Origin of the sequence: Kitasatospora sp. NPDC101235 (genome assembly GCF_044767505.1) — a bacterium.
GTDB lineage: Bacteria > Actinomycetota > Actinomycetes > Streptomycetales > Streptomycetaceae > Kitasatospora.
The window spans coordinates 35,287-54,536 of record NZ_JBIWNZ010000026.1 but is presented as its reverse complement, the minus strand read 5'-3'; the positions used below and the strand labels follow the sequence as shown (position 1 = coordinate 54,536).

At 74.7% G+C, this 19,250-nt stretch carries 17 protein-coding genes; 7 read left to right on the top strand and 10 right to left on the bottom strand.

Going from position 1 to position 19,250, the window contains the following annotated elements; translation table 11 throughout:
• Positions 1-53 precede the first annotated feature (53 nt).
• Entirely contained in the window at positions 54-776 is a 723-nt protein-coding gene (locus ACIRRH_RS32980) for a hypothetical protein (protein ID WP_403074654.1), read from the bottom strand.
• A 153-nt stretch (positions 777-929) separates the two neighbouring features.
• Positions 930-2,324: a uracil-xanthine permease family protein gene (locus ACIRRH_RS32975; RefSeq protein ID WP_403074652.1), complete on the bottom strand. Its 1,395-nt coding sequence runs from the start codon at positions 2,322-2,324 to the stop codon at positions 930-932.
• A 387-nt stretch (positions 2,325-2,711) separates the two neighbouring features.
• Here ACIRRH_RS32975 and ACIRRH_RS32970 point away from each other — a divergent pair, with 387 nt between their 5' ends.
• From ACIRRH_RS32970 to ACIRRH_RS32960, 3 genes are all read left to right on the top strand, one after another.
• Positions 2,712-5,576, top strand: a complete 2,865-nt coding sequence (locus ACIRRH_RS32970; protein ID WP_403074650.1) for a BTAD domain-containing putative transcriptional regulator — start codon at positions 2,712-2,714, stop codon at positions 5,574-5,576.
• A 90-nt stretch (positions 5,577-5,666) separates the two neighbouring features.
• Positions 5,667-6,155: a hypothetical protein gene (locus ACIRRH_RS32965; protein ID WP_403074648.1), complete on the top strand. Its 489-nt coding sequence runs from the start codon at positions 5,667-5,669 to the stop codon at positions 6,153-6,155.
• Positions 6,152-6,451 (top strand): hypothetical protein, encoded by a 300-nt coding sequence (locus ACIRRH_RS32960; protein ID WP_403074646.1) that lies wholly within the window; start codon positions 6,152-6,154, stop codon positions 6,449-6,451. The genes ACIRRH_RS32965 and ACIRRH_RS32960 overlap by 4 nt, the downstream gene beginning before the upstream one ends.
• A 41-nt stretch (positions 6,452-6,492) precedes the next feature.
• Here ACIRRH_RS32960 and ACIRRH_RS32955 read toward each other — a convergent pair whose 3' ends face one another.
• On the bottom strand, positions 6,493-7,134 hold the full coding sequence (locus tag ACIRRH_RS32955) for a CatB-related O-acetyltransferase (RefSeq protein WP_403074822.1): 642 nt from the start codon (positions 7,132-7,134) through the stop codon (positions 6,493-6,495).
• A 106-nt stretch (positions 7,135-7,240) separates the two neighbouring features.
• The gene (locus ACIRRH_RS32950) at positions 7,241-8,302 is read right to left on the bottom strand and encodes a YihY/virulence factor BrkB family protein (protein WP_403074645.1); all 1,062 of its coding nucleotides are present in this window, start codon (positions 8,300-8,302) and stop codon (positions 7,241-7,243) included.
• Between the two features lie 248 nt (positions 8,303-8,550).
• Here ACIRRH_RS32950 and ACIRRH_RS32945 point away from each other — a divergent pair, with 248 nt between their 5' ends.
• Positions 8,551-8,760, top strand: coding sequence for a hypothetical protein (locus tag ACIRRH_RS32945; protein ID WP_403074643.1), 210 nt, complete (start codon positions 8,551-8,553; stop codon positions 8,758-8,760).
• A 148-nt stretch (positions 8,761-8,908) separates the two neighbouring features.
• Here ACIRRH_RS32945 and ACIRRH_RS32940 read toward each other — a convergent pair whose 3' ends face one another.
• The 3 genes from ACIRRH_RS32940 to ACIRRH_RS32930 form a co-directional block, all read right to left on the bottom strand.
• Entirely contained in the window at positions 8,909-9,331 is a 423-nt protein-coding gene (locus tag ACIRRH_RS32940) for a heme-binding protein (protein WP_403074641.1), read from the bottom strand.
• 23 nt (positions 9,332-9,354) lie between these two features.
• Entirely contained in the window at positions 9,355-10,545 is a 1,191-nt protein-coding gene (locus ACIRRH_RS32935; protein ID WP_403074639.1) for an MFS transporter, read from the bottom strand.
• A gap of 281 nt (positions 10,546-10,826) precedes the next feature.
• On the bottom strand, positions 10,827-11,294 hold the full coding sequence (locus tag ACIRRH_RS32930) for a MarR family winged helix-turn-helix transcriptional regulator (protein ID WP_403074637.1): 468 nt from the start codon (positions 11,292-11,294) through the stop codon (positions 10,827-10,829).
• 333 nt (positions 11,295-11,627) lie between these two features.
• On the opposite strand from ACIRRH_RS32930, the gene ACIRRH_RS32925 reads away from it, so the two are divergent.
• Together ACIRRH_RS32925 and ACIRRH_RS32920 are read left to right on the top strand one after the other, a co-directional pair.
• Positions 11,628-12,218: a lytic polysaccharide monooxygenase gene (locus ACIRRH_RS32925; protein WP_403074635.1), complete on the top strand. Its 591-nt coding sequence runs from the start codon at positions 11,628-11,630 to the stop codon at positions 12,216-12,218.
• A gap of 213 nt (positions 12,219-12,431) precedes the next feature.
• Complete coding sequence (locus tag ACIRRH_RS32920) at positions 12,432-13,529, top strand: chemotaxis protein (protein WP_403074633.1); 1,098 nt, start codon at positions 12,432-12,434, stop codon at positions 13,527-13,529.
• Positions 13,530-13,687: 158 nt separating this feature from the next.
• Here ACIRRH_RS32920 and ACIRRH_RS32915 read toward each other — a convergent pair whose 3' ends face one another.
• Positions 13,688-14,605, bottom strand: coding sequence for a GNAT family N-acetyltransferase (locus ACIRRH_RS32915; RefSeq protein WP_403074631.1), 918 nt, complete (start codon positions 14,603-14,605; stop codon positions 13,688-13,690).
• A 352-nt stretch (positions 14,606-14,957) separates the two neighbouring features.
• Between ACIRRH_RS32915 and ACIRRH_RS32910 the strand changes: the two genes are divergently transcribed.
• The gene (locus tag ACIRRH_RS32910; RefSeq protein WP_403074629.1) at positions 14,958-15,128 is read left to right on the top strand and encodes a hypothetical protein; all 171 of its coding nucleotides are present in this window, start codon (positions 14,958-14,960) and stop codon (positions 15,126-15,128) included.
• A 50-nt stretch (positions 15,129-15,178) separates the two neighbouring features.
• Here ACIRRH_RS32910 and ACIRRH_RS32905 read toward each other — a convergent pair whose 3' ends face one another.
• A complete protein-coding gene (locus tag ACIRRH_RS32905) occupies positions 15,179-18,031 on the bottom strand; it encodes an AAA family ATPase (protein ID WP_403074628.1) in 2,853 nt (950 codons plus the stop codon).
• Positions 18,032-18,221: 190 nt separating this feature from the next.
• Positions 18,222-18,617, bottom strand: coding sequence for a recombinase family protein (locus ACIRRH_RS32900; RefSeq protein WP_403074626.1), 396 nt, complete (start codon positions 18,615-18,617; stop codon positions 18,222-18,224).
• Positions 18,618-19,250: the final 633 nt, after the last annotated feature.

Here is a 19,250-nt window from a genome sequence, read left to right as displayed (position 1 = left end):
ACCGCAGGCCCGGACCGTTCGCGGTCCGGGCCTGCGGTTTCGTCCCCGGTCCCTTACGAGCCGGCGGTGGCCGCCTCCAGGGTCGTGGCCATGACCGGGCTGGTGAAGGTGTTCGTCGCGTCCCCCGTGGACGGGTGGTACGAGCCCCACTTCAGGTAGTTCCGGTCGCCGTCCCAGGTGGTTCCCTTGAAGGTGCCCGAGCCGGTGGTGAACGTCTGCTTCACGCCGTCGAACCAGAAGTCGATCGTGCCGTCCGTCCGGCCCAGGCGGATCTTCAGCGCGTAGGAGTGCCATGTGTTGTTGGCCGTCTGCGCGGTCCACAGGGAGTGCGCCACGTGGGCGGTGTCCCACTCCTGGAGGCGAACGCGCCCGTTGACGATGTCGATCTCGATCGGGTGGTTGGCCGTGTCGGTGCTCGGGGAGCACTTCAGCTGGAAGACGTACCGGCTGTTGGTGTCCTTGACGTCCACCTTGGACGACCAGCCCAGGTAGAACGTGTCGCCCTCCTTCAGGTCCGGGCTGAGCGTCTCGCAGCGCTCCTCCCCGGCCGCCTGGAAGGCCCGCCACACGCTGCCCTTCACGGGGTCCTGGACGACGCCGAAGTTGCCGGCCGCGCACTGGACCGCCTTGAACGAGGACGGGCCCGTGCCGGTGCTCGGGGTCCACAGGACCTGGCCGGCCGCGCTGCTGGGCGTCACCCCGGCGCAGGTGATCGCGAACGTGCCGAGGGCGACGGCCGCGGCGGCGGCCTTGCGGCGGTGGGTCAGAAGGGACATGCCTCTCCCGGGTGGATGAGTGGCCGATACGAGCGAGCAGTGATTCGACCACCGACCGGCCCGTCCGGCCAGACGGAACGGCCGGCGGAAGATCCTTTTCGGACACTTCCGCCGGCCGCCCTCCCGGCCTGAACCCGAACCCGGCCCCGTCCGTTACGGGTTGCGCGGTTCCTCGGAGCCCTCGTCGTACGAGGAGGTGCCCTCGTCCAGCAGCGGCTCCTGCGTCTTGAGGTGCGCGGGGGCCAGTGCCCGCAGCGCGTGGTAGCCGGTGATGACGACCAGCGTGCCGAGCGCGATGCCGCTGAGGCTGAAGGTGTCGGTGAACTTCAGCGTCACGTTGCCGATGCCGATGATGATGCCCGCCGCGGCCGGCACCAGGTTCAGCGGGTTGCGCAGGTCCACCTGGGCCTTGGTCCAGATCTGCGCACCGAGCAGGCCGATCATGCCGTACAGGATGACGGTGATGCCGCCGAGCACCCCGCCGGGGATCGCGGCCACGATCGCGCCGAACTTCGGGCACAGGCCGAACAGCAGCGCGAAGCCGGCGGCGCACCAGTAGGCGGCCGTCGAGTAGACCCGGGTGGCGGCCATGACGCCGATGTTCTCCGAGTACGTGGTGTTCGGCGGGCCGCCGACCGCGGTGGAGAGCATGGAGCCGACGCCGTCCGCCGAGATCGCGGTGCCCAGCTTGTCGTCCAGGTTCGTGCCGGTCATCTCGCCGACCGCCTTGACGTGCCCGGCGTTCTCCGCGACCAGCGCGATCACCACGGGCAGCGCGACCAGGATCGCCGACCACTGGAAGGACGGGCCGTGGAAGGTCGGCAGGCCGATCCAGTCCGCCTTGCCGACGCCCGACAGGTCCAGGCGCCAGTGGTCGGTCAGGTGCCCGCCCGCGTCCACCGAGTGGATCTTCCCGAAGACCTGGTCGAACAGCCAGGAGATCCCGTAGCCGAACAGCAGCCCCAGGAAGATCGCCACCCGCGACCAGAAGCCGCGCAGGCACACCACGGCCAGACCGGTGAACAGCATCACCAGCAGCGCCGTCCACTGGTCCTGCGGCCAGTACACCGAGGCGGTCACCGGGGCGAGGTTGAAGCCGATCAGCATGACCACCGCGCCGGTGACGATCGGCGGCATCGTGGCGTGGATGATGCGCGCCCCGAACCGCTGGACCGCCACACCCACCAGGAACAGCACCACGCCCACCACGAACACCGCGCCGGTCACCGTCGCGCTGGTGCCGCCCTGCGCCCGGATCACCGCGGCCACGCCCACGAAGGACAGCGAGCAGCCCAGGTAGCTGGGCACCCGGCCCTTGGTGGCCAGCAGGAAGATCACGGTCGCCACGCCGGACATCATGATCGCGAGGTTCGGGTCGAGCCCCATCAGCACGGGCGCCACGAAGCTCGCCCCGAACATCGCCACCACGTGCTGGGCGCCGAGCCCTACCGTGCGGGGCCAGGAGAGCCGTTCGTCGGGACGGACCACCGCCCCCGGTGCGGGCGTGCGCCCGTCACCGTGCAGCTTCCAGCGCACGCCGAGATCCATGGTGAGGTTTCGCTTTCTCTGTACTTCCGAAGAACTGTCCGCACCATTGTGGTGGCCACCGGGTGCCCCGGCGATCACACGGCCCGCGCGTGAGCTGCGGATACGTGTGGGCAGGGTCTGGCGGGGCCTGATGCTGTCGGGATCTTACGGCCACCGCCCCCGCGCCGCGGCGGCCGCACCGGGACCTCCCCGACCGTCCGCTTCCACGGCCCTCCGGCACGAGAGCGTCGGCGCGGGAAGCAACCCTTTCGTCGCCAGCCGGGGGTTTCCACACCTGTGGCGACGCCGGCACCCGGCAGTCCTCGGACGAGGCGGGGCCGGGCGACGTTCCTTGATCGACAGATCGCCTGCTGTCATATGCTTGTCATATACACCTGAGGGGGGTGCGTGGAGTTCCGACTGCTGGGCTCGGTGGCCGTGGTGGCCGCGGACGGCCGTGAACTTCCGGCCGGATCGGCCAAACGCCGCAGCCTGCTGGCCATGCTGCTGCTGAACCCCGGAGCACCGGTCACCGTCGAGCGGCTCACCGAGACCCTCTGGGACGAGCAGCCGCCCCGGCACTCGCGCACCGTCATCCACAACCACGTCTCCGGGCTGCGCGCCCTGCTCACCGCCCACGACGCCCCCGCCGCCGGCATCGAACTCGTCACCGACAACGGCGCCTACCTGCTGCGCGTACCCGACCTGGCGGTGGACACCGTCCGGTTCGAACACCTGGTGGCCCACGCCCGCTGCCTGGACGACGCCGGCGAGGCCGCCGCCGCCCTGCGCGAGGCACTCGCCCTGTGGCGCGGCCCCGCCCTCGCCGGCACCATCGCCGGCCTGCCACTGCAGTGCGCCGCCCAGAGCCTGGAAGAACAGCGGCTGGCCGCCGCAGGGGAACTGGCCCGCGCCCACGGCCGGCTCGGCGACCACGGCACGGCCGCGAACCTGCTGCACGCCGAGGCCACCGCCCACCCGCTGCGGGAACCGCTGGTCGCCGAACTCATGCACGCCCTCGGCCGGGCGGGGCGCCGCTCGGAGGCCCTGGACTGGTTCCACCGCACCCGCCGGGCCCTGGCCGAGGAACTCGGCATCGACCCCGGGCCGGAACTCACCGAGGCCCACGACCGCCTGCTGCGCGCCGACGCCCCGCAGCGCCGGTCCGACCGGGTGCCGCCCGCGCGGCTTCCCGGTGACCAGGAGCCGCCTGACCGCGTCCCGCCCGCGCGGGTCCCCACCGTCGGCGGTCTGGCCTCCGTCCCCGACCAGCGGCCCGCACCCGCTCCCGCACCCGCGCCGCCCGCACCCGTACGGTCCGCACCCGCACCCGCCGCCGGCCCCGGGCAGCAGCACACCCCCTGGCCCTTCCCCCGTCGCCCGCGCGGCTTCGCCGGCCGGGAGGACGAACTGGCCGCGCTCGACCGGGCCACCGCCACCCCCGGCGCCGTCGCCGTGCTCACCGGCGGCGCCGGCATCGGCAAGACCACCCTCGCCCTGTACTGGGCCCACTGCCGCCACCAGGACTTCCCCGACGGCCGGATCTTCGTCGACCTGTGCGGCCACAGCCCGCTGCCCGAACGCTCCACCGCCGCCGTCCTGCGCGAACTGCTGCTCGCCCTCGGCCTGCCCGCCGAACAGATGCCCGCCACCCCCGAGGCGATGGCCGCCCGCTACCGCGAACTGACGGCCACCCGCCGGATGCTGATCGTCCTGGACAACGCCCGCCGTTCCGAGCAGGTCCGCCCGCTGCTGCCCGACGGCGACGACTGCGTCACCCTGGTCACCAGCCGCGACCGGCTCGGCGGCCTGGTCGCCTCCGACGCCGCCCGCCCCGTCCCGCTCGCCGAACTCTCCTCCCCGCAGTCCGTCAGCCTGCTCGCCGCCACCCTCGGACCCGACCTGGTCGCCGCCGAACCCGAGGCCGCCGCCCGCCTGGCCCGACTGTGCGACGGCCTGCCGCTGGCCCTGCGGCTGGCCGCCGCCCGCCTCGCCACCGGCCCCGCCCGCGCGCTGGCCGCCCTCGCCGACGAACTCGCCGACGAACAGGACCGCCTGGACCTCCTCGACGTCGAGGACACCAGCGTCGCCGCCGCCCTCGCCCTGACCGTCCAGCACCTGAGCGAACCCGTCCACCGGATGTTCCGCCGCCTCGGCGCCCACACCGGCGCCACCCTCGACAGCCGTACCGCCGCCGCCCTGGCCGGCTGCCGCCCCGACGAGGCCGCCGACGCGCTCACCCGACTGGCCACCGCCCACCTCATCGTCCAGATCGGCCGGGACGCCTACACCCTGCACGACCTGGTCCGCCTCTACGCCCGCAGCCTGCCCGGCGACACCGACACCCAGGTGCTGCCCCGCCTGCTCGACCACCTGCTCAACACCCTCCTCACCGCCTGCGCCGCCGCCGAACCGGGCAGCGAACCGTGCTGCACCCTGCCGCCCGGCACCCGCCGCCCCGCCGACGTCCGCCCCTTCCCCGACCGGGCGAGCGCGCTCGCCTGGTACGCCGCCGAACGCGACACCCTGCGCGGCGCGGTCGAGGCGGCGGTCGCCGCCGGACTGCACGACCGCGCCTGGCGCCTGGTGCTGCTCCAGTGGCCGCTGATCGTCTGGCAGGTCCGGGACGGCTGGGCGCCGCTGCTCGAACACGGCCTGGCCGCCGCCGAGGCCGACCGCGACCCCGGCGCCCAGTCCCGCGCCCGGGCCCTGTTGGGCTGGGTCCTGCTGGAGGAGGGCCGCCCCGAACAGGCCCTCGTCCACCTGGAGCGCGCCCCCGACCTCGCCGCCCGGGCCGGCGACGGCACCGCCCAGGCCGTCGCCCTGGTCAACCTCGCCGTCGCCCTCACCCGCCACGGCGACCATGCCGGCCGCGCCCGGGCCCGCGGCCTGCTGGTACGGGCCCTGTCCCTGGCCGAACGGGCCGACCGCGCCGACCTGGTGGCCCTCGCCCGCCAGCACCTGGCCCACGAGTGCCTGGCCGCCGGCGCCCCCGAGGAGGCCGCCCACCACGCCGCCCACGGCCTGGCCGTCGCCGAACCCCCCTTCCCGGTCACCCGCCGGGTGGTCCTCCAGACCCTCTACGGCCGCGCGCTGGCCGCCACCGGCCACCCGGAGGAGGCCGCGCTCCACCTCGGCGCCGCCCTGCGCACCGCCCGCGACCACCAGTACGGGGAGGGCGAGTCGCAGGCCGGCGCGGCCCTGCGCGCCCTGTCGGCCGGCAGCGCCGCCGTGGCGGGCGCCGTGACGGCCGCGGCCGGCGCGCAGCACTGACGGCCCGTCTCGGCGGGAAGGATGGACCCATCGGGGAGAGCCCGGGCAGCGGGCGAAACCGGCACACCATCGGCCCGAGGGGGCTTTGCGATGACCACACCGCCGGAGCCGAACCGTCAGTACGAGCTGCTGGAGCTGTACAAGCTCGCCGTGGAGATGGCCGACCGGATCTCGGCCCGCCGGGGCAGCGCCAACACCTTCTTCCTGTCCGTGCAGACCGCGCTGGTCACCCTGATCGGCTTCGGCATACCCAAGCTCTCCGAATCCCCGTGGTGGGTGCCGACGGCCGTCGCACTGGCCGGCATCACCCTCTCCGGGGCCTGGTGGATGCAACTGCGCAGCTACCGGGACCTCAACGGCGCCAAGTTCCAGGTCATCAACAGCCTGGAGGAGAAGCTACCCGCGCGGATCTACACCGAGGAGTGGGACGTCCTCAGGAACAACGCGGCGCCCGGCCGCCGGCACCACCGGCACTACACCGAACTCGGCACCACGGAACGGCTCGTGCCGATGATATTCGCGGTGGCCCACCTGATCCTGCTGACCGGCACACTGGCCACCGGCACACTGGCCGTATGAGCCACCTCGATCCCATCGCCGACCTGATCCGCGCCTGCCTGCCCTCCGAGGCCAGACCCCCCGCGGGCTCCGACGACCTCTTCCGCATCTACGCCGTGCTGCTCCAGGCCAAGGGCGAACAGGTCACCGACGAGGACGTCCACAACGCCTGGACGGCCTGGACCCAGACGACCGACGACACCCACAAGGCCCTGGTGCCCTTCCACGACCTCGACGCCCGCACCCGCGCCCTCGACGCCCCGTACACCCTCGCCATCCGCACCGCCGCCCGCAGGCTCCACCGCACCACGGCCTGAGGGCGGCGGTCGGCGGACGGGCCACCCCCGTCCGCCGCCCCTCAGGCTCCGGGGGCGGCGGCCACGAGCTCGTCGACGGTGCCGGACATGACGGTGCGCAGGTGGCGGGTGAGGTGCTCGACGGGCCAGTCCCACCAGGCGAGGTCCAGCAGACGGGCGATGTCGGCCTCGTCGTGGCGCAGCCGGATCACCTTGGCCGGGTTGCCGCCGACGATGGCGTAGTCGGGGACGTCGGAGGTGACGACGGATCCGGCGGCGACGATCGCACCGTGGCCGATGCGCACCCCGGGCATGACGGTGGTGCGGTAGCCGAGCCACACGTCGTGGCCGATCACGGTGTCGCCGCGCCCGGGCAGGCCGGTGATCAGGTCGACGTGCTCGGCCCAGGCGCCGCCCATGATCGGGAAGGGGAAGGTGGAGGGCCCGTCCATCCGGTGGTTGGCGCCGTTCATCACGAACCGCACCCCTGCGGCGAAGGCGCAGAACCTGCCGATGACGAGCTTCTCCGGCCCGTAGTGGTACAGCACGTTGCGGGTCTCGAACGCCGTCGGGTCGTCCGGGTCGTCGTAGTACGAGTACTCGCCCACCTCGATCAGCGGCGAGGCGACCAGCGGCTTGAGGAGGACCACCCGCGGCTGCTCGGGGAAGGGGTGCAGCACGGTCGGGTCGGGCACGGCGGGGATCACGAGGAGGGCACCGCTTTCTCGTTGACGGGACGTCAGGGCACCAGGGCGCCGGAGCGCACCGCTCCATGATCCCCGACCCCCGCACGGGGCGTGCCCGGGGCCGTCACCGGCCGCCGCTGCCACCGTCCCCGCCGTTCTCCCCGCCGTCCCCGCCGTCCCCGCCGTCCCCGTCCGGGCCCTCGGGCTCCTCGGGCTCCCCGGGCGGGGACGGCCCGTCGTGGAACGAGACGTCGACCCGCTGCTCGGGCCGGCGCTCCTCCTGCCGGGCGACCGAGGACAGCACCGCCTGGTCGGCGTCCGTCAGCGGCGGCTGCAGCAGACTGCGCGGCCACAGCCGCCGGGCGAGCACGACGTCGACCTCGGCCGCGTACACGGTGACCTGCGCGGCCAGGTAGAGCCAGAACAGCAGCCCGATCACCGTCGCGAAGAACCCGTAGACCTGGCTCGCGTGGCGCAGCTCGTGGGCGACCAGCAACGAGCCGGTCGCCTGGAGGACGGTGAACAGCGGCCCGGCGAGCGCGCAGCCCGGCCACAGCGCCCGCAGCGGGACCTCGCGCGGGGTGAGCACCCGGAAGCAGGCCAGGCACAGGGCGGCGTTCGCCAGCGCCGAGACGACCAGACCCCCGATCCGGGCGGCCGGCCCGGCCAGCGTGGCACCGACCAGCGAGGCGGCGGCGGTGCCCAGCACCAGCCCGCTGCCCAGCACCGCGAACAGCAGCACGCTGCGCGCCAGCCGCGGCCAGTAGCCGGGCCGCTTCACCCCCGGCACGTTCCAGACCTCCGCCATGGCGTGCTGCAGGACCTGCGCGATGCCCAGCGCCCCGTACAACAGCCCGAGCGCGCCGATCACCAGGGCCAGGCCGCTGCCCTGCAGGGAGTGGACGTTCTGGCGCAGCTGGTCACCGATGATCGGGAAGTCGGCGAGCGCCGAGTCCAGCACCGCGCGCTGCGCCCCGGGGTGGCCGTGCAGGGCGAAGCCGAGAACGGTGCTGAGCAGGAGCAGCAGCGGGATCAGGGCGACGAAGCCGTAGTAGGTGATCAGGGCGGACAACAGCCCGCCCCGGTCGTCCCCGTACTTGCGCACGACGCCGACCACCAGGCCGGGGGCCCGGTGGCGCTGCTGGAAGCCGTCCACGGCGCGCAGGCCCCGCTCGATCGGGTTCACACCGCGCGTCTGCCCACGCCGTGCGGCCCGACACTTCGGCTGTGGCGTACGGGTGGCGGGGGGGTGCGCCGGCCGCAGCCCCACCATCCGGTTCTCCCTGCACAGCACCGACGTCGGCGGCACCGTCGTCCAGGCCACCAGCGACCCCGCCGACCTCGCCCACCCCTTCGCCCGCCCCGCCACCGCCCTCGGCAAACCCGTCGAGCGCCCGTCTCGCCGGCATCGACCTTTGGGCCCACCGCGTCCCGGTGCGCGCCGCCGCCCTGCTGCGCCGCGCCGTCCGGGTGGCCGGCGCCCCCGCCGCCCGCCAGGCCGCCCGCCTCGACCACCTCCTGCGGGACTGGTGCGCCCAGTACCAGCAGCGCTTCGACCCCGTCTGGCTGCCCGTCGCCCACCAGGCCGCCCACCAGGCCAACGCCGTCCGCGCCGCCGTCGCCCTGCGCCACCCGCGGCCCTGAGCGCCCTCGCCCTCGGTGCCGGTGCTGGTGCGGGGCAGCACCCGGTTCAGGAACCGCGGCGCCCACCGGGCAGCGCCCCGATGCCGCCCCTCCCCGCCGGACTGCGGGGAGGGGCGGCATCGGGGCGCGGGCGGAGTGTGTGGGGCCCTCAGCCGAGCCGGCGCAGTGCGGCGGTGGCGAAGGAGTGATCCTGCTCGGGGGCGCCGCCGCCGACGCCGATGGCGCCGATCAGCCGGCCGTCGCGGTGGACCGGGATGCCGCCGGCGATGAACAGCAGCGGGCGGTCCAGCGCGGTGGGCAGGGAGTGGAACGGGCCGTCGGGCTTGACCAGGTCGACCAGGTCGGCGGTCGGGGCGTTCAGCTGGAGGGCGGTGTAGGCCTTGCGGGTGCTGGTCTCGCCGGAGATCAGCACGGCGCGGTCGTCGCGGCGGAAGGCGAGCAGGTGGCCGCCCGCGTCCAGGACGGTGATGCTGACCGTCACGCCCGCGGCCTCGGCGGCGGTACGGGCGGCGTCGACGAGGGTCTCGGCGTCGGCGGTGGTCAGCGGGGCGACGGCGGTGGTGGTGCTCACGGTGGTTCTCCTGGACGGGGGTGTCAGTGATGGACGGGAACGGGGGCGGGGGTGGCGGCCGCGGTTGCGGAGCCGCGGCGCTCCAGGGCGGCGGACCAGAAGGCCAGCAGCAGGGCCGCGCCGGCGAGGACGGCGCCGACCCAGTTCGGGGCGGTGTAGCCGAGGCCGGCGGCGATGACGATCCCGCCGAGCCAGGCGGCCAGCGCGTTGCCGAGGTTGAAGGCGCCGATGTTGACGGCGGAGGCCAGGGTGGGGGCGCCGTGGGCCTGGTCCAGGACCCGCTTCTGGAGCGGGGGGACGGTGGCGAAGCCGAGGGCTCCGACGAGCAGGACGGTGACGGCGGCGAGGATCTTGTTGTGGGCGGTGAGGGTGAACAGCGCCAGCACCACGGCGAGTCCGCCGAGGGTGGTGTAGAGCATCGGCATCAGCTTGCGGTCGGCGTAGCGCCCGCCCAGCAGGTTGCCGAGGAACATGCCGACGCCGAACAGCACCAGCAGCCAGGTGACGGAGCCGTCGGCGTAGCCGGCGACGTTGGTCATCATCGGGGCGATGTAGGTGATCGCGGCGAAGACGCCGCCGAAGCCGAGCACGGTCATCGCCATCGCGAGCAGCACCTGCGGGTTGCGGAAGGCGGTCAGCTCCTGGCGCAGGTGGGCGCCCTCGGGGCGGGGCATGGCGGGCACGAGCTTGGCGATGCCGAGCAGGCCGACCACGCCGAGTGCGGCGACGGCGGCGAAGGTGGTGCGCCAGCCGACGGCCTGGCCGATGAAGGTGCCCAGCGGTACGCCGACGATGTTGGCGATGGTCAGCCCGGTGAACATGGTGGCGATGGCGCCGGCCTTCTTCTGCGGGGCGACGAGGTCGGCGGCGACGACGGAGCCGATGCCGAAGAAGGCGCCGTGGGCGAGCGAGGTCACGATGCGACCGGCCAGCATCACGGGGAAGGACGGGGCGAACGCGGAGAGCAGGTTTCCGGCCACGAACAGGCCCATGAGCAGCATGAGCATGGTCTTGCGGCTGATCCGGGTGCCGAGGGCGGTCATCAGCGGGGCGCCGATGACCACGCCGAGGGCGTAGCCGGTGACCAGCAGGCCCGCGTCGGGGATGGAGACGCCGTAGTCGCCGGCGATCTGGGGCAGGAGGCCCATGATCACGAACTCGGTGGTCCCGATCCCGAATGCGCCGATGGCCAGGGCGATGAGAGCGAGAGGCATGGGCCCGAACCCTTCTGTGATTGCTTGAGGGAGCGCCTTGCGTGCTTAAACAATAGTTGCAGGCGCGTGATAAGTGCAAGCGCAGATATGGGGCATGCGCTATGGGGTTGGGCGGGTGCGTGGCGTCACGGCCCCGGGTGTGCGCGGCGTCGCAGGCCGGGGTGGGGATTCGGGGGCGGCGTGCGGTGTCGTGAAACGCGGCCGGGCCCGGCCCGTCCGAGCCGCGTGTGCGGATCGGACGGGCCGGGCCCGGGGGAGTGGCGGTGCGGGGCCGGCCGGGGTCAGCGGGCGGGCGAGGCGGCGTCCACGGCCTCGACCGCGCGGACCAGCGAGGTCAGCTCGGGGTTGCGGGCGGCCTCGTCGAGCGCCTCGCGCAGCGCGGCGTCGTTGGTCGGCCTGGCCTCCTCCAGGAGCTTCAGGCCGTCCTCGCTCACGTTGGTGTAGATGCCGCGGCGGTCGGTCGGGCACAGGTAGCGCGACAGCAGCCCGCGGTCCTCCAGTCGGGTGACCAGACGGGTGGTGGCGCTCTGGCTGAGCACCACCGCGTCGGCCACCTGCTTCATCTGCAGGTGCCCGCCCACGCCGTCGTGCTGGCGGCTGAGCACGTCGAGCAGTGAGTACTCGCGCACGCTCAGGTCGTGCTTGGCCTGCAGGGCGCGTTCGATGTGGGACTCGATCCGGCCGTGCAGGAGGGAGAGAGCGCCCCAGCCGTTGGCAAGGGCGGTGAGCGCGGGGTCCGTGGCGGTCATGGGGCCTGGCCTCCTTCCGGATGTGGCTGAGTACAGGATAAGCCATGAACTGAAATATCGGCCAGGGCTTATATAGCGCTCATGCAAGCAATCTTTCCCTGTGGGTCGGGCGCGGGTCCGGGGCGTGCGGTGTCGGGCATCGCCCAGTGTTCGCAGGGCTTTGGCGCAAATGGTTCAGACCATTGACGCGAGGGGAAGGCAGATCCTACGGTGTCGGGCAACCGGTCTGGCGCGGGCATGCCATGTCTCCGGCGGACCGCCGTGCGCACCCCCACGCGCACGCGCACGCCCCGCGCCGGGCGCACACTCCATCCACCCCCACGGAGGAGCACCATGCGCAAGCGCCATCTGATCGCCGCCGCCGCGGCCGCGATCGTCCTGCCGATCGCGGCGGCCCTGCCGGCCCAGTCGCACGGCTTCATCAACCTGCCGCCGAGCCGTTCCGCGCTCTGCGGCGCCAACGCCGTCCCGTGGGACTGCGGCGACATCCAGTGGGAGCCGCAGAGCGTCGAGGGCCCCAAGGGCTTCCCGAGCCGCGGCCCGGCGGACGGCACCATCTGCGCCGGCGGCGACGCCCGCTGGGCCCCGCTGGACAACCCCCGGAACGGAGCCTGGCCGACCACCAGGGTGACGGCCGGTCAGCAGCTCACCTTCACCTGGGAGATCGAGGCCCGGCACTCCACCACGAACTTCAAGTACTACCTGACCAAGCCCGGCTACAACGCGAGCCAGCCGATCACCCGGGCCGCCCTGGACCTGACCCCGTTCCTGACCGTCCCCTACAACGGCCGCCAGCCCGCCGCCACCACCACCCACACCGCGACCCTGCCCACCGGCCGCACCGGCCACCAGGTGATCGTCGCCGTCTGGGAGATCGCCGACACCGGCAACGCCTTCTACTCCTGCACCGACGTCCAGTTCTGACCGTCCCGACGGCCCTGACCGTCGCGTCCCGCCGACGCCGCCGCCCGACTCCGGACGGCGCCGGCGGGCTGCCGCCCGCACCGCAGACCCCTGTCCCGGGGCCGTGCTCGCGCGCCGAAGAAGCCGCAAATAGGTACATTGGCGACATTTGGCAGCAGTGCCAGGCTTCGCGCGTCCACGAAAGAAGGCCGACCGCCTTCGGAAAGGGTCTCCATGCGCCCCGACCTCAGCCCCGCCGTCCTCGCCGAGCTGCGCCGGCCACGGCCCTATCCGGCGGTGTCGATCCTGATGCCCACGCACCGCCGGGAGCCGGACAACACCCAGGACCCGGTCCGGCTGCGCAACCTGCTGGCCGAGGCCAAGGAACGCGTCCAGGCCGACCCGAAGGTCTCCCGCGCCGACCGGCTCGACGTACTGGAGCAGCTCGAGCGGGCCCTCACGGAGGTCGACCTGGTGCACGCCGAGGACGGCCTGGCGATCTTCGCCGCACCCGGCGAACACCAGGTCTGGTCACTCGGGCGCACCGCCCCCGCCCGGGTGGTCCTGTCCGACACCTTCCTGACCCGCAACCTGGTCGCCGCGCACGCCGCCGAGCGCCCGTACTGGGTGCTCGCGGTCGCCGCCGACAAGGTGGTGCTGTGGGGCGGCACCGAGGAGCGGGTCGCCGAGGACAAGGACCGCGGCTTCCCGCTGGTGCGCGTCTACGACAACCCCGACCCCGAGCGGCAGGAACAGATCGGCGACACGCCCAGCACCTTCCGCGACGAGGCGACCAAGACCTTCCTGCGCCAGGCCGACACCGAGGCCGGCAAGCTGCTGGCCGCCACCCCCCGCCCGCTGTACGCGGTCGGCGAGGCCGCCGCGCTCGCCCTGCTGGACGCCGTCGGCCCGATCGCCAAGGAGTCCACCGCGCAGCTCCCGCACGGCGGTCTGGCCCAGGCCGACGCCGAGACCGTCCGCAAGGTGGTCGAGCCCGCCGTGCGCGCCCAGGCCCAGCGCGAGGTCGAGGAGAGCCTCGCCCAGCTCGACAAGGCCCGCGGCGCCCAGCAGTTCGCGGCCGGCCTGGACGAGGTCTGGCAGGCAGTCGGCCAGGGCCGGATCGCCCGCCTGGTGGTCGAGGAGAACTACCGCGCCACCGTCCGCGACGACGGCGAGCACCTCGTGCCCGCCGAGGCCGGCCAGGCCGGGGCCCGCGAGGACATCGTCGACGAGGTGATCGAGCGCACCCTGGACACCGGCGCCCAGGTCGGCTTCGTCCCCGACGACACCCTTGCCGACAGCGGCCGGATCGCCGCCGTCCTGCGCTACTGACCCGGTCTCAGGGCTCCTCCCCGCCCCGCAGCCGTCCGCCCGGCCACCACCCCGGCGGACGGCTCAGGGCAGGACGGGCGCGCGACCGGTGCGTCGGTATCCGAAGCCGGCTGCGCGGATTTCCGCAGTCCCACGCACGGCGGTCCTGTGGCTGATCATCACTCCGCCGACAGATCCTTCCGGAAGACCGTGGAGCTGTGCCGGACTCCCATACCCACGCTCAGGTACAAGTCGAGTGCGCCGGTTTCCGAGTGCGTCCCGAGGGTGCACGCCTGCCGTCCCTGCTGATGGAAGCTGCGGAACGCGGTGCGCAGCAGGAGACGGGCGATGCCCCGGTTGCGGTGATCGCGGCGGACCGCGACCTGCTCGATGTAGCCCTCGCCGGTGTCCGGGAGATCCAACGAGAGCGCAACGCCGACCAGTTGGCCATCGGCGAACGCCAGCGCCGACATCGCGGGGGCGAAGGTGGGGCGTTCGACGGTGTGCCGGGCCCACTCCTGGTAGGCCTTGCGCCGCTGCTGCCATTCGTCGAAGGCATCCTCGACGACCTGGTGTGCATCGTGCTCGTCGCCAGGCCTGAACGGCCGGACCGTGACGCCCGCGGGAGGCTCGGGCACGGTCGGTTCCTCCGGCATGAGGAACTCCAGCAGCCATTCGGTCACCATCGGCTCGTATCCGCGCGAGCGCAGCAGTGCGACGGCATCTCTGTCGTTGTCCGGGACGGTCTGGACGATTCGCGTGCTGTCCGCCTGCCGGCCGCGGGCCTCTGCCCAGTCCAGGAGGGCACCACCCAGGCCGCGTCCGCGGTGCTCGGGGTGGACGTCCACCTCCGAGCGCCGGTTCACCCAGGCCCGAGCGGCCAGCTGCCCCGCCCGGTCGTGGATCAGTCGGGTATCCAGCTCCGGGGCCAGACCCGGTCTGGCCAAGTCGGCGGCGACGCGGCCGAGATCGGTATGCACCTGTCCGTAGAGCTCCCGCTCGCAGGCCGCGACCAAACGATGGATATCGCCGAGGTCGTCGGCAGTGGCCGGGCGCGCCCGGTATCCCGGCGGCAACCCCGGCATGAGATCCGACACCTGTGGACACTCCTCCCCCGGCGGCACTCGATCCCGCCTCACAGCCCCAGTGAGTCAGTGTAAGGAAAGAGGTCCGACACGGCACCGGAAGATCCGAAGCATCGCGGCGGCCCCATCCGCGGCCGCCGGCCCCGTCACCTCGCCCTGCCGCACCGGACCGCGTTGCCGCCGGTCCCGGGGAGACGGCCGCCGCGGCCGGGCAGGGTTGACGGCCCGTCCGAGGCCGGGGCCACAGCGGGTACCCAGGATTCGGTACGGGATTGGGTAGCGGTACGCATTGATCCCGCCCCGTCCCGGCCGGTTTCCTGGAGCCCGCCCGAACCGACGGCCCTCATCCCCCCGGAGGTCGCCCATGACCCGCCGCGAACGTCTCCGGCTCTACGCCGACGAGCACTTCACCGCCCCCGACCCCGGGCTGGTCCTGCCCGCCCGCCGCAGCAGCGGCGTCCGCCGGCCGGGCCTGGCCCGCCTGGCCCGGCTCTCCCGGCTCGTCGAGCGCGCCGGGCACCACCAGCACGGCTGACCCCCGGACCGGGTCCCGCCCTCTGAGGGAGCGGGCGGGACCCCAATCCTTCAGGAGGCGCCCTGCGGGGCGTCGTCCTCGGCGGCCAGCGCCTCGCCCAGCCCCGCCCGGCCCACGCCGAGCTTGCGCAGCGCACTCGCCACGTGGTGCTCGACCGTACGGGTCGACAGGAACAGCGCCCGGGCGATGTCCTGGTTCGCCGCACCCTGGGCGGCCAGGGCCGCGACCTGCCGCTCGCGCGGGGACAGCCGCTCACCGTAGCCGCGCCGCCCCGGCGAGGCCGCCCGGCCCAGACCCAGCTCGCGCCGCAGCCGCTGACAGCGGGCCGCGTCCGAGGCCGCGCCCAGCGCCAGGTAGGCCTGCTCGGCGGCGGCGATCCGCTCCGCGGCCGCCGCCCGGTCGCACCCCGCCGACACGGTGCCGGCCCGCTCCTCGGCCCGCGCCGCCTCGTACGGGCGGCCGATCCGCTGCCAGAGCCCACCGGAACGGACGAACTCCGCGCACGCACCCGCCGGGTCCCCGTCGGCCAGCAGCAGACCGCGGGCGAAGGCCAGCGCCGCACCGGGAGCCGGCGCGTCCCGTCCCTCCAGGTGCGCCCCCGCCTGCCCGGCCAGCTCCGCCGCGCCCGCCCGGTCGCCCGCCGCCAGCAACACCTCGACCGCCACCGGCAACAGCTCGGCGGCCCGCGGCCAGGCGTCGGCCGCGCGCAGTGCGGCCAGCGCCGGCGCGAGCGTGCCCGCCGCCCGCGCGACGTCCCCCTCCGCCAGCTGCAGCGCCGCCAGCCCCGCCGCCGCCCGCAGCGCCCCGGTCACCTGCGACTCCCGCTCCCCGTACGGGCCCGCCTCGGCGAAGTGGGCGCGCGCCACCGCGAGCCGCCCGCGCGCGGCGGCCAGCCGCCCCAGCAGCAGGGCCTGCTCGACCCCGGCCATCGCGAGGTCGGGGAACTCGGCGCCCAACGCGGCCAGCCGCTCCTCCAACCCGTCCCACTGCCCGGCCAGACCGTCCAGCCGCACCAGGGCGATCCGGCTGTAGCACTCCAGATAGGGGATGGCCGCCTGCCGGGCCAGACGCCGACTCTCCTCCAGCAACTGCGCGGCCCGCCGGTCGTGGCCCAGCTCGACGGCGATCTCGCCCACGTTGTACAGCGCGCGGGTGGTCTGCCGGACGATCTCCGGCCGCTCCGAGGTCCGCGGCAGCCCGTCCAGCTGCGCCCACACCGCCGGGTCGCCCTCGCGCGCGAGGAAGGTCAGCCGGGTGGCCCGCACCGCGGCGGCCACCTCCTCGTCCGGGCTCGCGGCCAGAGTCCGCTCGGCCCGCTCCAGCCACTGCCAGGCGCGCTCGCCGGCGCCGTCGCGCTCGTTCATGGCCAGCGCCACCATCGCCCGGGCCGCCCGGTCCGGACGCTGCTCCAACTCGTCGAGGGACTCCTCGATCCGCGCGAAACCGGCCCGGTCCCCGCCGTGCACGGCCATCAGGAAACCCAGCGACAGGCGGATCTCGCCGCGGTCGGGCACCGGCAGCCGCGGGTCGGCGATGATCGCGGTCAGCACCGCGGCACTGGCCACCGAGTCCACGCCGTCGGCGGCGATCCGGGCCAGCGCGAGCGCGGCCCGCCCGCGCCGCCGCGGGTCGAGGTCGGGCTCGTCCAGCAGCCGGCGCAGCAGGGCGCCGGCGCTGCCGCTGTCCCCGAGCGCGACCGCCTGGCCGGCAGCGGCCTCGGCCACCTCCTGCCAGGCCGCCCGGTCGCCGAGCGCCAGGGTGTGGTGGGCGATCTGCACCAGCGGCCGCGGCTCGCGCGCGTCCAGCGCCACCACCGCCCGCCGGTGCAGGGCGGTGCGCCGCGGCCCGGGCAGCCGGCGGTAGGCCACCTGCTGCGCCAGGACGTGCCGGAACCCGTAGCGGGCCAGCGGCTTCTCGTTGAGCACCGCCGCCCGCAGCGCCTCGGTCAGGCCGTCCGCGGCGGCCTGCGGGTCGAGGCCGGCCACGGCGGCGAGCAGGTCCTCCCCGGCCGGCACGCCGAGCACCGCGGCGGCGGAGGCGATCGCGGCGGCGTCCGGGGACAGCACCGCGAGCCGCTCGGTGACCGCGTCGCGCAGGCCGCGCGGCACCTCGGACTGCTCCAGGTCGGCGGCCAGGTCCGCGGCGTTGGTCAGCGCGCCGGCGCCGCGCCGCTCGCCCAGCGTGATCAGGTCCTCCTCGGCGACCAGCGGCAGGCCCTCGCTGCGGTCGAACAGCACCCGGGTGAGCGCCGCGGTCGCGCGCGGGCCGAGCGCGGCCCGGGCCAGCTCGTGGACCTCGGCCTCGGCGAGCGGGGACAGCCGGATCAGCGCGCCGCCCACGCCGGCCGGGCGCCGGTAGGCGGCGCCGAGGACGGGGGTGTCCGGCGGCAGGTCCTCGGCCCGGTAGGTGAGCACCAGGGCCAGCCCCGCCGGCACGTCCCGGGCCAGCAGCAGGAGCAGCTCGCGGGTGGCGTCGTCCACCCAGTGCAGGTCCTCGACGACCAGCACCGTCTCGCCGAGCGCGCACAGCAGGGCGCGCACCGCCTGGACGAGCAGCCGCAGCCCCGGCGGCCCCTCGCCGACGCCCGCGGGCAGCGGCGGGAGCCGGTCGGCGAGGTCGGGCAGCAGCGGGCGCAGCGCCCCGGCGCTGGCCGGGATGCGGTCGGCGGGCGGCAGGAACGGGCCGACGCCGCGCAGCGCGTCCACCACCGGGCCGAAGGCCAGCGGCTCGCGCAGCGGGTGGCAGAAGCCGGTCAGCACCCGGCGGCCCGCCGCGGCCGCGCCGGCCGCGGCCTCGGCCACCAGGCGGGACTTGCCGAGGCCGGCCTCGCCCTCGACCAGTACCACGGCGGGCGGGCGGAGCATCGCCCTGGTCAGACGGTCCAGTTCCGGCCGACGTCCCACGAACTCGAATCCGGCGCCGGGCGATCCCGGCTCGACGGGCCGACTCACGGCCGTCCGGTTGGTTCGGGTGCGCGGCGCTCGCCGAGGAGGGGTGCGAAGGCCATGGCCCCATCATGCCGTGACGGCTCCCGGCGGTAGCCGCCGGGTCGCCGCCTGCGTACCAGGACCCGGGACGGGCGGGGCTGGGCGTTCAGGCGGTACGTGCGGTACGGGCGGGGACCGGCAGCCGGTGCGGCAGGGCGCCCCGGCCGGGCAGTTCGAGCACCGTGCAGCCCAGCGTCTCCAGCCGGCGCACGGTCGCCCGGGCGCTGCGGTCGTCGAGCGAGAAGACGAACGGCCCGGGCACCAGCACCACGTTCACCCAGCCCTGCCCGGCCCGCTCCAGCAGCCGCTCCAGCGCGGGGCGCCGGTCGCCGGAGCGCACCCCGTCGTCCAGGAACGCGCCCGGCACCGGCAGGCCGCGCTGCCGGGCCAGGCGCTCCAGCACCGCGCGCTGGTACTCCAGCCCCGCCGGGTCGGCGGGGTAGCAGCGCAGGTACAGCGCGGGCCGGGCCGGGCGGGGTGGGCGGAGGTGGCGGTCGATCACGTCGGTCACCTGCTCTGTGGGGCGGAGAGTGCGACGGGAGTGGGGGAGCCCGTCCACTCCAGCAGGCCCCGGTGAACAGTGCGGGATCAATAGCGGTCGCCACCCAATCGCGCGGCCGCCGGGCAGGCGGCGGCAGGCCCCGCAGGCCCCGGGCGCCGCCTGCGGCCCGGCCGTCCCGGGCGGCACGCAACGGCGGCCCGGGTTGTTGACGATATGTCAATCCATGGGACACCATTCTGGCGACCGACTCACTCGACTGGCTCCGCACTGCCCTCGGCGAGCAGCCGAACTGACTCGCTGGACGCCGACCGAGTCACTCTGTCGGCAGACAGACGCTTCGCCCCCGGCAGATCCCGCAGCCGATGGCGGGACGCAGTTGGTCGTCCGCCATGGCGTTGACCCTTCCAACTTCCCTTCCCGGCAGGCAGATCAGCGTACGGGGCGACGGTGGAGTGCGAGAGGTTGGGTTGTACTGCTCGACGCCTACTCCGACACAACGCGGTGGAGCGCCCCTTGCGGAGTGGGGGGGGGGGGCCGCCGCCCCCCCCCCCCCCCCGGGGGGGGGGCGGGGGGGGGGGGGGGGGGGGGGCCCCCCCCCCCCCCCGCCCCGCGGCCGGGGCGGGGGGGCCCCCC